This is a genomic window from Halosimplex pelagicum, assembly GCF_013415905.1.
GTDB lineage: Archaea > Halobacteriota > Halobacteria > Halobacteriales > Haloarculaceae > Halosimplex > Halosimplex pelagicum.
The window spans coordinates 338850-351314 of sequence record NZ_CP058909.1 but is presented as its reverse complement, the minus strand read 5'-3'; the positions used below and the strand labels follow the sequence as shown (position 1 = coordinate 351314).

Sequence of the window (12465 nt, the reverse complement as noted above, 5' to 3'; positions counted from 1 at the left end):
TTCGATTTTCGAACCCCGGAGTCGACGTATTACATCCTTATATCTTCAGTATTCGTCCTAATATCTCCCGTTCGTCCACTCGACGCTCCCGTGCGTTTATTTTCTAAACGGCTAGGGTTATATGTTACGAGCATCCAACTGATATCCGTGCAAAGGTGGACGTTCGAAATGGGATTCGATAAAATACTGGACGAACAAACGGAAATGATAGTTAATTACGGTTCGGCGGTCGTCGGTGCGGCCGCCGGTGAGGGGGAGGTGTCGGCATGGGACTGATCAGGATGACCAAGTGGCGGACGCTGGTGCTCGCCACGGTCGGGTTCAACTTCTCGTTCCTGATCTGGTTCTCGTTCGCGCCGTTCACGGGGCCGATGGCCGAGGAGTTCGGCCTCTCGCTGGCGGAGATCGGGATCCTGGCGAGCGCGGCCATCTGGCTGGCGCCCTTCGGCCGGATTCTGACGGGCTGGCTCTCGGACAAGTTCGGGGCGCCGGCGGTGTTCGCCATCGTGCTCACCTACGTCGGCGTGTTCTCGATCGCGAGCGCGTTCGCCCAGAGCTACGCCGTGTTCTTCGTCGAGCGACTCATCGTCGCGACGGCGGGGATCACGTTCGTCATCGGCATCCAGCACGTCTCCGAGTGGTTCGAGGAGGAGAACCTCGGGACCGCCGAAGGTATCTACGCTGGCATCGGTAACGCCGGTGCCGCGGGCGGCGCGCTGATCCTCCCGCGCGTGTTCGGCACGAACTGGAGCGGGCCGCTGTTCGAGACCAACTGGCGCGCCGCGTTCTTCTACACGGGCTGTGTCTCGATCATCCTCGCGGTCGTCTACTACGCGCTCGGCGAGGCGGCCAAGAGCGACGAGAAACGGCAGGCCACCGCGGACAACGCGAGCTTCAAGGGCTGGTTCTACACCGCCACCCGCTACGGGACGGTCGTCCTCGCGCTCGCGTACGTGATGACGTTCGGCCTCGAACTGTCGATGAACGGCTGGCTCGCGACCTACTACCGCGAGGGCTTCAGCACGGACAACCTCGTGCTCGCCTCGACGTTCGCGGCGACGTTCTCCGTCGCGGCCGGGCTGCTCCGCCCCATCGGCGGCTACGTCAGCGACGTGCTCGCCCGCAAGGAGAAGAACATCATCCCGCTGTTCGAGGGTCGCTACCGCGAGCAGTGGACGTTCGTGACGCTGTGTTTCGTCGTCCTGTCGATGTTCGGGATGACGCTGGCCGGGCTGTCGGGCCAGGTGCTCATCGCGGTCGGCGCCGGCTTCATGGTCGGGATGGCCTGTGCCTTCGCCGAGGGCTCGATCTTCGCGCAGGTGCCGGCGATGTTCCCCAACAGCTCCGGCGCGGTCGCGGGCGTCGTCGGCGGCGTCGGCACGGTCGGCGGGATCGTCTACCCGCTCGTCTACTCGGCGCCGTTCCTGGCGAGCCTGCACATCGGCTACTCCATCGTCGCCGTCTCGATGATCCCGATCGTCCTGCTGGCGGCGTGGGTGTTCCAGCCCCACATCGCCGAGATCGCGACCGAGAGCGGCTTCATCAGCGCGAGCGGCGCCTCGGAGTCGGCCGCCCCGGGGGACGACTGAGATGCGCTCGGCGCTCCTGCTGACCGGCGTCGGAAACGCGTTCGACCCCTACGGCGAGACGGCACCGCTACGGCGCGTCACCGAAGCCGTCACACCCGCGGTCGACGAGGTCGTGGTCGCCTGTCCGGAAGGCCATCGGGAGTCGGTCGCCGACGCCCTCGGTGACCTCCCCCACCGGCTCGCGGTCGACCCGATCGCCGACGAGGGACCCGTCGCGGCCATCCGGACCGGTGTCCGGGTCGCGACCGGCGACGCGGTCGCCGTCGTCGCCGGCGACGTACCGACCGTCGACACGTCGCTACTCGACGACTGCTTCGACGCCTGCGACGACACCGCCGCGGTGCCCCGCAGCGACGGCCGACTCCACCCCCTCCACGCCGTCTACGACGCCGACGCGGCCCGCGTCGCCTGCGACCACACGCTCGCGGCCGGCTCCGGCCGGCTCTACGACGTGCTCTCGCGGCTCGACCCCGCCGTCGTCGACGCCCAGGCGCCGGACGTGGACGCCCATCCCCTGACCGCCGGTTCGCACGCGGACCTCGCACCCGCCACGGACCGACTCGGGGGCTGACCGACGGCCGCGGGACCGCCGCCGGGCCCCACCCAAATGCGTTTAAGGTCATTGTATTTCGAGCGTTCGTCCGGATATCTCGCCCGTGATGCGAATTGTTAAACGATTATGCTTATGTGTATCGCAGTCAGCTAGATAGAACGTAAATCAGAAGACGAACGTTTGGGTATTTGCCGAAATTGCGGACAAAACCAAAACGGAGGAAACCAATGCCACACAAGAAGGAAGCCTGGAAGGACGAGATGTACGGCGACGAAGTACGCGCGAAGATCGAGGAGTTCGCCGAAAAGGGCTGGGACGCCATCCCCGAAGAGGAGCGCGACGAGTGGTTCTCCCGGTTCAAGTTCTGGGGGGTGTTCCACCACCGCGGGGGCCAGGAGTCGTACTTCATGATGCGGCTGACCAACTGCGGCGGCGTGCTCGAGCCCGAGCAGTTGCGCGCCATCGGCGAGGTCGCCCGCGACTACGCCAAGGGTCCGGTCGAGAACCCTGAGTTCGGCAACGGCTGGATCGACTTCACGACGCGCCAGTCGATCCAGCTCCACTGGCTCAAGCTCGAAGACATCCCCGAGATCTGGGAGAAGCTCGAAGCGGTCGGCGTCTCCTCGCGCTCCGCGGGCGGCGACACGATGCGCAACATCTCGGGCTGTCCGGTCGCCGGCAAGGCCGAGGAGTACGTCGAGTCCCGGGAGCTGCTCGACGAGATCCAGGCCGACATTCGGGGGGACGACGACCTGGCCAACATGCCCCGGAAGTTCAACATCTCGGTGACGGGCTGTCGCCAGGGCTGCGCGCAGGACTCGATCAACGACATCGGGCTCGAACCCGCCCACAAGTTCATCGACGGCGAGGAAGTCAAGGGCTTCAACGTCCGCGTCGGCGGCGGCCTCGGCGGCCGCGAGCCCCGCGAGGCGCGTCCCCTCGACCTGTTCGTCACGCGCGACCAGGCCAAGGAGACGGTCCGGGCGTTCGTCGAGTACTACCACGAGGCGGGCAACCGCGAGAACCGTTCGAAGAACCGCGCGCGCTTCTTCGTCGACGAGCACGGCACCGACGCCATCCGCGAGGAGTTAGACGACCGGCTGGAGTTCGAGCTGGAGCGGGCGGGCACGGACTTCCGCGGCCAGTACACCTACAACGCCGGCAAGTCCAGCGAGCGGGGCGCCCACGACCACGTCGGCGTCTACGACCAGAAAGACGGGACCAACTACGTCGGCCTCTCGGCGCCGGTCGGGCGGATGCCCGCCGAGGACGCCATCGAGCTCGCCGACCTGGCCTCCGCGTACGGCTCCGGCGAGATCCGCCTGAGCCGGCGCCAGAACCCGCTGATCATGGACGTGCCGGACGGCCAGCTGGCGAACCTCCTCAATGAGGACCTGCTGGAGGTCTACCAGCCCGAGCCCAACCCCTTCGAGCAGGGCGCGATGGCCTGCACCGGGACGGAGTTCTGCTCGCTCGCGCTGACCGAGACGAAGGCGCGGATGGCCCGGATGCTCCAGTGGCTCGCCGGAGAGGTCGAGCTGCCCGACGACGTCGACCGCATCAAGATGCACTACTCGGGCTGTACCGCCGACTGCGGCCAGGCGATGACCGCCGACATCGGCCTGCAGGGCATGCGCGCCCGGAAGAACGGCGAGATGGTCGAGGCGCTGGACGTGGGCGTCGGCGGCGGCATCGGCGAGGAGCCGACGTTCATCGAGTGGGTGCGCCAGCGCGTCCCCGCCGACGAGGTGCCGGGGATGATCGCCAACCTCGTCGAGGCCTACGCGGCGCTGCGCGAGGACGGCCAGACCTTCCGCGAGTGGGTCGACGCCACCGGTCACGAGACCATCGTCGAACTCGCCGAACCGGAGGAGGTCGAAGGCTACACCGACCCCTGTCTCGCCGACGGCAAACAGTCGTGGTACCCCTTCGCCGACGGCGAGAGCCCCGCACCCACGGACGCCGAGGGCCAGCCGCTCTCGGCGGACGACTGACGATGCCCGACGCACCGACCGACCGCGGCGCCGCCGCGGACCGCCCCGTCGACGACGCGGCCGGCGGCGCCGAGCCGACCGACGCGACGGCGGCCTCGGAGGCCGCCTTCGACGTGGCGCCGGAGCTGTTCGGCGCCGCACCCGCCGACTCGGGGGTTCGCGAGGACCCCCGACGCCCCGACGACACCGCCCTGTAGGGTGGGCGGTCTCGTCCGGTTCCGTTCACTTTCCTCCGTTCGCGACGCGGGTTCGCAGCCGATCCCACTCAGGTGACCGCGCGCACCGCCACGGCTTCGAGCAGCAACAGCGCGTTGTAGGCCGTCGTCGCGAGCGCGCCGACGACGAAGAAGGTGACCAGCGGCCAGCCGTCGGGCGTCAGGTCGAGCACGAGGCTGACGACCGCCAGCGCCCCGCCCGTCGAGAGGACGTGGACCGCCGAGACGACCAGCGACGAGGGCGATTCCTCGACGGTCATCTGTGTCGAGAACCCCTCGAACGCGACCGCGGCGAGCAGGGCGAACCCGGCGAGCGCGCCCGCGACGAACGACAGGATACGCGCCACGCCGGGCACGCTGTAGGCGTGGATCAACAGCGCGCCGCTGCCCCAGATGGTCAGCGTGTAGCCGTAGGCCTCCGACTCCGAGGCGAGGTTCGCGGCCAGTCGCGTCCGGTACTCCATCGGCCGGTTCGACGGCGGGCCGACGGATAAATCCCCGACGGGGCCGGGCCCGCCCGACCGCCGGGGATCGCCCCGGGCGCGACGACCGGCCGGGACCGGGTTCAGTCGGCGCCCGCGGTGTAGCCGGACGACGAATTGGCCGCCCCGCCGTCGTCGCGCGCCGCCCGCGCGGCGGCGCCGTCCGTGGGGTTGAACCGGTGGGGCGACCGCACCAGCGCGATGAGCGACCACATGCACGCGGCCGAGGCGGAGCCCACGGCCGACATCGTCATCCCGAGCGTGAAGAACGTCGTCCCGTAGACGAGCCCGATCACCGCCGAGGGCAGCGCCGTCCCCAGCGGCACCCGGGCGGTCGAGTCCCGCAGCGTCGGGAGGAGCACGCACAGCGAGAAGACGCTTCCACACAGGAAGACCAGGTCCTGCCAGATCATCGCCGGTCACCGCTCGCACCTGTTCGAGTTCGTGTCGTTGTCATCGACCTACCGTAGGATAGGCGGAGGTTAAAAGACTTACTCACTTCCGAGTAAAAAATTAATGAAATTTCGAGGCGGTAGCGCGTGTCGCGGGACTGCGTCGCACGGAGCGAGCGACGATCGGTGCGGAGACGGCTCGAAACGGTCGGAACGCCGGGCTTACTCCGAACCGGGAGGCCCTTACCGGTCGCGGTGGCCCAGGGCGAGGCGGGCCGTCGCACCGGACGGTGTCGGCTGCTACGGTGGGCGCGACGATCCGCGGCCCGCAGAAAGTTGATGACACGCGGCGGACGGGACTCTCCCGTGGACACCTTCGAGCGAGCGAACCCCGTTCTCGCGTTCGGGCTGGCGGCGATCGCCGTCGCGCTCGCGCTACGGCTGTTCCACCTGAACCCGAACCTCCCCAGCGATGCCGGGTTCCCGCTGGGGCCGCGGCTCTGGTACGACCGGCCCGGTTTCGTCCCGAACGACTACCCCGTCCTCGCGTGGCTCGGGGTCGTCGGCGCGGTCCACGTCGCCCGTCCGCGACACTCGCTCGGTCACGTGCTGGCGTTTCTGACCGGTATCGTCGCCGCGGGATGGCCGCTCGCGGCGTTCCCGCCGTGGCGCTTCGACACCGGTGCGCTCTACGTCCCGGCGCTCGGCTGGTACCTGCTGGTGCTCGGCGGCGTCGCCGCGACCGTCGCGGCCGCCCGCGAACAGGTCGCGGCCGCCCGCGAACCGAGTCACCCTTCCGACGACCGCGCCAACACCGACCCATGACAGTCGTCACGAACGGTGGCGTCGATCTCTACTACGAGGCGCGCGGGGACCCGCGTCCGCCCGAGGACGCCGACCGCGCCGCGGACACCGTGGTGTTCGTCGAACCGGCGGGCTACGGCGCGTGGGTGTGGGGCTGGCAACACGCCGCCCTCGCGGAGGGGTTCGAGACGGTCACCTGGGACCTGCGCGGGACCGGCCGCTCGGACACGCCCGACGGTCCCTACGAGGTCCGGACGCTCGCCGGCGACCTCGAAGTGGTCCTGTCGGACCACGGCGTCGCGAAGGCCCACGTCGTCGGCGCCGGCCTCGGCGGGATGGTCGCCCTGGCGCACGCGGACCGCTACGACCGCGCCGCCTCGCTGACCCTGTTCGGGACGACCGCCAGCGGCGACCGCGTCGACGCCGACGCACTGGACTCGCTGTTCGCCCCCCGCGACGACCCCGAGGCGCTCCGAGCCTCCCTGCGCAACGCCTTCGGGGCGGACATCGACGCCCACGCGGACGTGATCGACGAGATCGTCGGCTGGCGCCGCGAGGAGGACGCCGACCGCGCCGGCTTCGAGGCCCAGGCCGCGGCGATGCGGTCGTTCGATCGGTCCGATTCGCTGTACGAGATCACGACGCCCGCCCGGGTGTACCACGGCGTCGACGACGCCGTCGTTCCGACGGAGGCGGGCCGGGACCTTGCAGAGGGACTGCCCCGCGGGGAGTTCACCGCCGTCGAAGGCGGTCACCTCTGTTTCGTCGAGGAGAGCGCGGCCGTCAACGACGCGCTGCTCGGGGCGTTCGAGCGGACGGAGTGACGGCCCTCGCCGGCAGGAATTCGCAAGCCAGCGGTAGTTTTACACGTGCAACAGCCGTCGTCGGTGGTATGTCGAACGACGAGCGCGACGACCGGGACGAGCCGGACGACGCCGACCCCGGCGACACCGAGTCCGGCGAGGGCGGCGGACAGCCGCCGGTCGACGACGGCGGCGGTGGCGACCGGCCCGACGACGGCGGCGACGACAGCTGGGTGAGCGACAGCGTCGACGAGCGCGACGAGTCGACGCCCACCGGGGGCGGCCCGAGCGACTCCGGCAGTGCGGGAGCGGGCGGCGTCGACCACGGCACCGGCGACCACTCGACCGGTTCGTCCGGGAGCGGACGGAAGGGACCGGGCGAGAAGTTCTGTTCCGAGTGCGGCGCGGTCATCAACGAGAAGGCCGAGATCTGCCCGGAGTGTGGCGTCCGCCAGCCGGGGATGGGCTCCGACAACGACGAGCGAGTCATCGCCGCGCTGCTGGCCATCCTGCTCGGCACCATCGGCGCCCACAAGTTCTACATGGGGAAGACCGGCCAGGGCGTCCTCTACCTGTGTTTCTTCTGGACCGGCATCCCGACCATCATCGGCCTCGTCGAGGGGATCATCTATCTCACCAAGAGCGACGAGGAGTTTCGCCGCCAGTACATGGACGACTGAGGAGCCGCTCGCCGACCGGTCGGTCCGTGCGCGCGAGCTCCGCACGGGACTCGCGCGCACCCGCAGGTACCTCCTCAGCCACCACGAACCGGACGGGCGCTATCGCTGTCACCGCCTCGCCGTCGGCGGTCGGACGGTCCACCTCTGCGCGCGCTGCAGCGGCGTCTACCCCGGTATCCTGGCGGGCGTCGCGCTCGTCCTGACCGACACCGCGCCGGCGGCGTGGCCGTGGCTGGTCGCCTGCAGCCCGGCGCCGGCGCTGGCCGACTGGGCGGCGACGACGTTCACGCCCCGGCGGGGCTTGAACGCGGTCCGGACCGCCTCGGGCGCGCTTCTGGGACTGGGATACGGGGTCGCGGTCCCGTGGTTCCTGACGGCGCGACCCGCGTGGTTGCTCGCCGTCGCGGCCGGCTACGGCGGGGTCGCCGCGGCGCTGCTGGTCCACTCGCGGGCCGGGAGTCTCGACGAAGGGACCGACCCCGATACCGACCGCGACGGCGGGAACGCGAGTGAGGATCGATCACGGGGCGCGTAGTGCTGCCACTGTGGACAGGCTTTTACTCGCCGAGCCGTTGGAACAGGACGATGACACGGCCGCGCATCGCCCTGTTGAACGCAGCCCACGAGGCCGAGGGCAACCGGCGGAACTTCCGCCGCGAACTCGACGCTGACCTGACGGAGTTTCACCTCCCGACGGGACAGTACCCGGAGACATTCGAGTTCGACGGTGCGGTGGTCACCGGCTCGCGCGCCTCGGTCTACTGGGACGAGGAGTGGATCGCCCCGACCAAGGAGTGGGTCGACGAGGCCATCGACCGCGGGCTGCCGTTCCTGGGCGTGTGTTACGGCCACCAGCTGCTCGCTGACGTGCTGGGCGGGACGGTCGAGGACATGGGCGAGTACGAGATCGGCTACCGGACCGTCGAGCAGGACGGCGACTCGGTGCTGTTCGACGGGATCGACGACGACTTCACCGTCTTCACCACCCACTCGGACTCCGTCGCCGAGCTCCCGCCCGGCGCCGAGCGGCTGGCCGCCAACGACTACGGCGTCCACGGCTTCCGCAAAGAGCGGGTGTTCGGCGTCCAGTTCCACCCCGAGTACGACATGGACACCGCCGCCGAGGTGACCGTCGGCAAGGAAGGACAGCTCTCAGAGGAGCGCATCCAGTCGGTCCTCGACGGGATCACGCCCGAAAACTTCGACGCCGCCTGCGAGGCCAAGCAGGTGTTCGACAACTTCCTCGCGTTCGTCGACCGGGTCGACGCGGACGGTACCGCGACCGCCGCCGCCGAGGACGCCGTCGCCTCCGACGACTGAGCGGCGCGCCGCCGTCGCGCGCGGCCAGCGAGCGTTTTTCACGGCTCGCGCCCAAGAGCGGCCATGCTCGACTACGTGGATCTGGAGGCGGACCTCTCGGAGGAAGAGCGACTCGTCCGCGACACGGCCCGGGAGTTCGTCGACGAGGAGGTCCGGCCGACGATTGGCGACCACTTCGAGGCCGGCACCTTCCCCGAGGACCTGATCGCGGAGATGGGCGATCTGGGCTTCTACGCGCCGAACATCGACCACGAGGCGACGGCGAACCTCGGCGAGCGCGCCTACGGGCTCGTGATGCAGGAGCTCGAAGCGGGCGACTCGGGCGTGCGCTCGATGGCCTCCGTCCAGGGGGCGCTCGTGATGTACCCCATCCACGCCTTCGGCTCGGCGGCCCAGCGCGAGCGGTGGCTCCCGGACCTCGCAGCGGGGTCCGCCGTCGGCTGTTTCGGTCTCACGGAACCCGACCACGGGTCGAACCCCAGCGCCATGGAGACTCGCGCCGAGCGCAGCGACGACGGCGAGGGATACGTCCTGAACGGCTCGAAGACGTGGATCACGAACGCCCCCATCGCCGACGTGGCGCTCGTGTGGGCGAAGGACCGCTCCGCGGAGGGCGACCCGGTCCGGGGGTTCCTCGTCAAGACCGACCGGGAGGGGATCACCACGAACCACATCGACGGGAAGCTCTCGATGCGCGCCTCCGTGACGGGGGAGATCGGCCTGAACGACTGCTACGTCCCCGAGTCGGCCGTCCTGCCCGACGTGTCGGGGATGAAGGGGCCGCTGGCCTGTCTCACGCAGGCCCGCTACGGCATCGCGTGGGGCGCCGTCGGCGCCGCGCGGGACTGCTTCGAGGCCGCCCGCGAGTACGCGACCGACCGCGAGCAGTTCGGCGGTCCCATCGCCCGCTTCCAGCTCCAGCAGGAGAAGCTAGCCGAGATGGCGACGCAGATTACGACCGCCCAGCTGCTGGCCTATCGGCTCGCCGACCTGAAAGAGCGGGGCGACCTGCGCCCCCAGCAGGTGTCGATGGCCAAGCGCAACAACGTCGCGATGTGGCGCGACGCGGCCCGCACCGCCAGGGAAACCCTGGGCGGCAACGGCATCACGACCGACCACTCGCCGATGCGTCACCTCGCGAACGTCGAGACGGTGTACACCTACGAGGGCACCCACGACATCCACACGCTGATCCTCGGGGAGGACCTGACCGGTATCGCGGCCTTCGAGTGACGAACCCTCGAAACTGCGCGAGATAGACCCCCCGGACTTATCACGGACCGCGCCAACCACTCGGCGATGGAACCCGGGTTCGTCGGGGCGATAGCGCTGGTGGTCTCCTTCGGGCTGGTCGTCGCGTCGCCGGTCGTCGCGGTCGCGGCGTGGGCGCTCTCGACCCGTCGCGACTCGTTCGGGGACGCGCTGGGGACGGTCGCCGCGGTAGCGGTCGGCCTGTTCGCGGCGGTCGCGACCGCGCTGGCGGCGTTCGTCGACCCCGGTGCGGGGCTAATCTTCGGAGTCGTCGCCGTCGCGGCGTCGCTGGTCCTCGCGGTCTTCCCCGTGGTGTTCGGGCGGCAGCTGCTCGACCGCTGGACGGTGTTGGACGCCGACGAGACACTGCAGTACGCCACGCTCGGGTGGCCGGTCGCGATGGTCACGAGCGCCGCCCTGTTCGTCGCCCCCGGCGGCTTGGCCCGCTACAACGTCCTCTTCCTGGAGGGGCTGGCCGCCACCGTCGCCTGGCTGACGCTCGTGCTCGTCGTCACGCTCGGGCCGGCGGTGGCCGGGCTGGCGCTGTACAACGCCGTCGAACGGGTCGTCTGAGCGGGTCGCTCCGCGGCCGCCTCAGTCGAACCGGCCGGTCTCGGCGCCGCAGTCCGTACAGCGGGTCACGAGCGCCTCGCGGTCGTCGGCCATCTCGACGGTCCCTTCGGTGCGGCCGCCGCAGTCGGGGCACTCACGGAGCATCTCGGTCCGCCGGGCCGCTTTCGGCGCGCCCATCGCGAGCGCGACGCAGCGCTCGTCGCCGGCGTTGCGGCCCAGTTGCCACTCGCCGGGGGCGAAGCGGACGGCCTCGCCCGCGGCGACCGCCACCTCGCCGTCTTCGGTCTCGAAGGTCGCGACTCCCTCGACCACGTAGAACACCTCCTCCTGGTCGGGGTGGCGGTGGTAGCCGAACCCGAAGCCGTCACCGGGGTCGAGTTCGTAGTAGTTCAGCGCCAGTTCCTCGGTGCCGAGCGCGTCGGCGAGCGCGCGCTTGTCCGCGGCCGGCCCCATCCGCCGCTCGACGTCCTCGCAGTCGACGTGGTCCATACCCGCGGCTACGACGGCGAGTCAGTAAAGCCTCGTGGGGGCGACGCGAACCGCGCGGAGCGGAAACGGGCGCGAGCGGGGCGGAACCGGCGGACGCGAGCGGGGCGGAGGCGGACGCGGTGAGCGGGGCGGACGGCGGGCGACCGACGGGGAGGGGAGCGAGCGGCGCGGGCGGTCACTCGGCGCGGTCGATGTCGAGGTCCTCCTCGATCCCGTCGAGCCAGTCGGAGTCGGCGATCTCTTCCATCTGCTCGCGGAAGTGCGTCTTGCAGACCCCGACCTTGACGCCGTCTTTCTCGACGGCGATCTCGGCCTCGCGGTCGCAGTAGTGGCACTGCATACCCGCCCTTGGATCCGAGGGGCATTGAACCCTGCGGCCGCGGAGACCGACGTGGCGGTGTTCGACGGCCCCTCGCGTTCGAACCGGGTCGGCCTCGGCGCCCGGCCGGTCACGGGGCGACGCCGAGGGCCGCTCGGAACCGCTCGTACTCGTCGGTCGACAGGCCCGTCTCGCCGAGGGTCCGCTCGTGGGCGTCGCTCCCGCCGGTGACGACCAGGTCGTGGCGCTCGGCGACCGCGCGCACGTCCTCGACGGCCAGCTCGCCGTTCGCGCCGGTGTGCCCGCGGGCGCCGTAGGGGTAGGCCACCTCGACGGCGTCGAGCCGGGGGGCCAGGTCGAGCGCCGCTCGCGGGTTCGGGTACCGGAGCGGGTGGGCGAGGGAGACGAGCGCGCACGCGTCGGCCAGGAGCTCGCGGCCGCGCTCGAACGAGGGGATGTCGCGGGCGACGTAGCAGGGGTCGCCCTCGCCGATGAGGCCGTCGAAGACGTCGGGGATCGAATCGTAGCCGTCGTCGCTCTCGACGACGGCGCGGGCGATGTCCGGCCGGCCCAGTCCGGGCTCGGGGTCGACCGGGAGCGAGACGCCCAGGCGGTCCTCGACGCGCTCGATGATCTCGCGGCCGCGCTCGACGCGGTCGCGCTGGAGCCGCTCGATCTCGGCGAGCAGCGCGTCGGTCGGGGCGACGCCGTATCCGAGCACGTCGACCCGCTGGGCGTCCGCCTCGACGCGGAGTTCGATGCCGTGGACCACGGTGACGCCGTCGCGCTCGACGACCGGCGCGTCCAGGTCGGGGTGGACGCGGTCGTGGTCGGTGACCGCGACGGCGTCGAGTCCGGCCGCTCGCGCCGCGGGCGGGACCTCGGAGAGACGGAAGGTTCCGTCGGAGTTGTCGGTGTGGACGTGTAGATCCGCGGCGACCATACCTGTCAGTCACACCGGGTGCTCAAGCCGGTTGCGGTCGACGCGAACGACGCGACCG

Annotated in this window: 17 protein-coding genes and 1 pseudogene; 13 read left to right on the top strand and 5 right to left on the bottom strand. The window is 70.3% G+C overall.

Going from position 1 to position 12465, the window contains the following annotated elements:
* Window positions 1-147 precede the first annotated feature (147 nt).
* From HZS54_RS26405 to HZS54_RS01845, 5 genes are all read left to right on the top strand, one after another.
* The gene (locus HZS54_RS26405) at window positions 148-276 is read left to right on the top strand and encodes a hypothetical protein (RefSeq protein WP_281377731.1); all 129 of its coding nucleotides are present in this window, start codon (window positions 148-150) and stop codon (window positions 274-276) included.
* A 5-nt stretch (window positions 277-281) separates the two neighbouring features.
* The gene (locus tag HZS54_RS01860) at window positions 282-1589 is read left to right on the top strand and encodes an MFS transporter (RefSeq protein WP_179922909.1); all 1308 of its coding nucleotides are present in this window, start codon (window positions 282-284) and stop codon (window positions 1587-1589) included.
* Window position 1590: 1 nt separating this feature from the next.
* Window positions 1591-2160, top strand: a complete 570-nt coding sequence (mobA, locus tag HZS54_RS01855; protein ID WP_179920278.1) for a molybdenum cofactor guanylyltransferase — start codon at window positions 1591-1593, stop codon at window positions 2158-2160.
* 209 nt (window positions 2161-2369) lie between these two features.
* Window positions 2370-4136, top strand: coding sequence for a nitrite/sulfite reductase (locus HZS54_RS01850; RefSeq protein ID WP_179920277.1), 1767 nt, complete (start codon window positions 2370-2372; stop codon window positions 4134-4136).
* A gap of 2 nt (window positions 4137-4138) precedes the next feature.
* Window positions 4139-4333 carry a hypothetical protein gene (locus tag HZS54_RS01845; protein ID WP_179920276.1) on the top strand — a complete coding sequence of 65 codons (195 nt, stop codon included), beginning with the start codon at window positions 4139-4141 and terminating at the stop codon, window positions 4331-4333.
* Between the two features lie 68 nt (window positions 4334-4401).
* On the opposite strand, the gene HZS54_RS01840 is transcribed toward HZS54_RS01845, so the two are convergent.
* Both HZS54_RS01840 and HZS54_RS01835 read right to left on the bottom strand, forming a co-directional pair.
* Window positions 4402-4815, bottom strand: coding sequence for a hypothetical protein (locus tag HZS54_RS01840; RefSeq protein ID WP_179920275.1), 414 nt, complete (start codon window positions 4813-4815; stop codon window positions 4402-4404).
* Window positions 4816-4916: 101 nt separating this feature from the next.
* Window positions 4917-5246, bottom strand: a complete 330-nt coding sequence (locus tag HZS54_RS01835) for a hypothetical protein (RefSeq protein ID WP_179920274.1) — start codon at window positions 5244-5246, stop codon at window positions 4917-4919.
* A 345-nt stretch (window positions 5247-5591) separates the two neighbouring features.
* Here HZS54_RS01835 and HZS54_RS01830 point away from each other — a divergent pair, with 345 nt between their 5' ends.
* The 8 genes and pseudogenes from HZS54_RS01830 (at window position 5592) to HZS54_RS01800 (ending at window position 10656) form a co-directional block, all read left to right on the top strand.
* Window positions 5592-6050, top strand: a complete 459-nt coding sequence (locus HZS54_RS01830) for a hypothetical protein (RefSeq protein ID WP_179920273.1) — start codon at window positions 5592-5594, stop codon at window positions 6048-6050.
* Window positions 6047-6853 (top strand): alpha/beta fold hydrolase, encoded by an 807-nt coding sequence (locus HZS54_RS01825; RefSeq protein ID WP_179920272.1) that lies wholly within the window; start codon window positions 6047-6049, stop codon window positions 6851-6853. The genes HZS54_RS01830 and HZS54_RS01825 overlap by 4 nt, the downstream gene beginning before the upstream one ends.
* A gap of 68 nt (window positions 6854-6921) precedes the next feature.
* On the top strand, window positions 6922-7512 hold the full coding sequence (locus tag HZS54_RS01820) for a zinc-ribbon domain and TM2 domain-containing protein (RefSeq protein ID WP_179920271.1): 591 nt from the start codon (window positions 6922-6924) through the stop codon (window positions 7510-7512).
* Window positions 7463-7804, top strand: a pseudogene (locus tag HZS54_RS26625) (DUF2085 domain-containing protein); the annotation flags it as partial. The gene HZS54_RS01820 and the pseudogene HZS54_RS26625, both read left to right, overlap by 50 nt.
* Before the next feature lie 9 nt (window positions 7805-7813).
* Window positions 7814-8047, top strand: coding sequence for a hypothetical protein (locus tag HZS54_RS26020; protein ID WP_218927210.1), 234 nt, complete (start codon window positions 7814-7816; stop codon window positions 8045-8047).
* A 50-nt stretch (window positions 8048-8097) separates the two neighbouring features.
* The gene (locus tag HZS54_RS01810) at window positions 8098-8832 is read left to right on the top strand and encodes a type 1 glutamine amidotransferase (RefSeq protein WP_179920270.1); all 735 of its coding nucleotides are present in this window, start codon (window positions 8098-8100) and stop codon (window positions 8830-8832) included.
* A 63-nt stretch (window positions 8833-8895) separates the two neighbouring features.
* Window positions 8896-10065 carry an acyl-CoA dehydrogenase family protein gene (locus HZS54_RS01805; protein WP_179920269.1) on the top strand — a complete coding sequence of 390 codons (1170 nt, stop codon included), beginning with the start codon at window positions 8896-8898 and terminating at the stop codon, window positions 10063-10065.
* Between the two features lie 66 nt (window positions 10066-10131).
* Window positions 10132-10656 carry a hypothetical protein gene (locus HZS54_RS01800; protein WP_179920268.1) on the top strand — a complete coding sequence of 175 codons (525 nt, stop codon included), beginning with the start codon at window positions 10132-10134 and terminating at the stop codon, window positions 10654-10656.
* Window positions 10657-10677: 21 nt separating this feature from the next.
* On the opposite strand, the gene HZS54_RS01795 is transcribed toward HZS54_RS01800, so the two are convergent.
* The 3 genes from HZS54_RS01795 to HZS54_RS01785 form a co-directional block, all read right to left on the bottom strand.
* Window positions 10678-11145: a cupin domain-containing protein gene (locus HZS54_RS01795; RefSeq protein WP_179920267.1), complete on the bottom strand. Its 468-nt coding sequence runs from the start codon at window positions 11143-11145 to the stop codon at window positions 10678-10680.
* Between the two features lie 175 nt (window positions 11146-11320).
* Complete coding sequence (locus HZS54_RS01790; RefSeq protein WP_006882760.1) at window positions 11321-11485, bottom strand: DUF6757 family protein; 165 nt, start codon at window positions 11483-11485, stop codon at window positions 11321-11323.
* A 109-nt stretch (window positions 11486-11594) separates the two neighbouring features.
* Window positions 11595-12407: a PHP domain-containing protein gene (locus HZS54_RS01785; RefSeq protein WP_179920266.1), complete on the bottom strand. Its 813-nt coding sequence runs from the start codon at window positions 12405-12407 to the stop codon at window positions 11595-11597.
* Window positions 12408-12465: the final 58 nt, after the last annotated feature.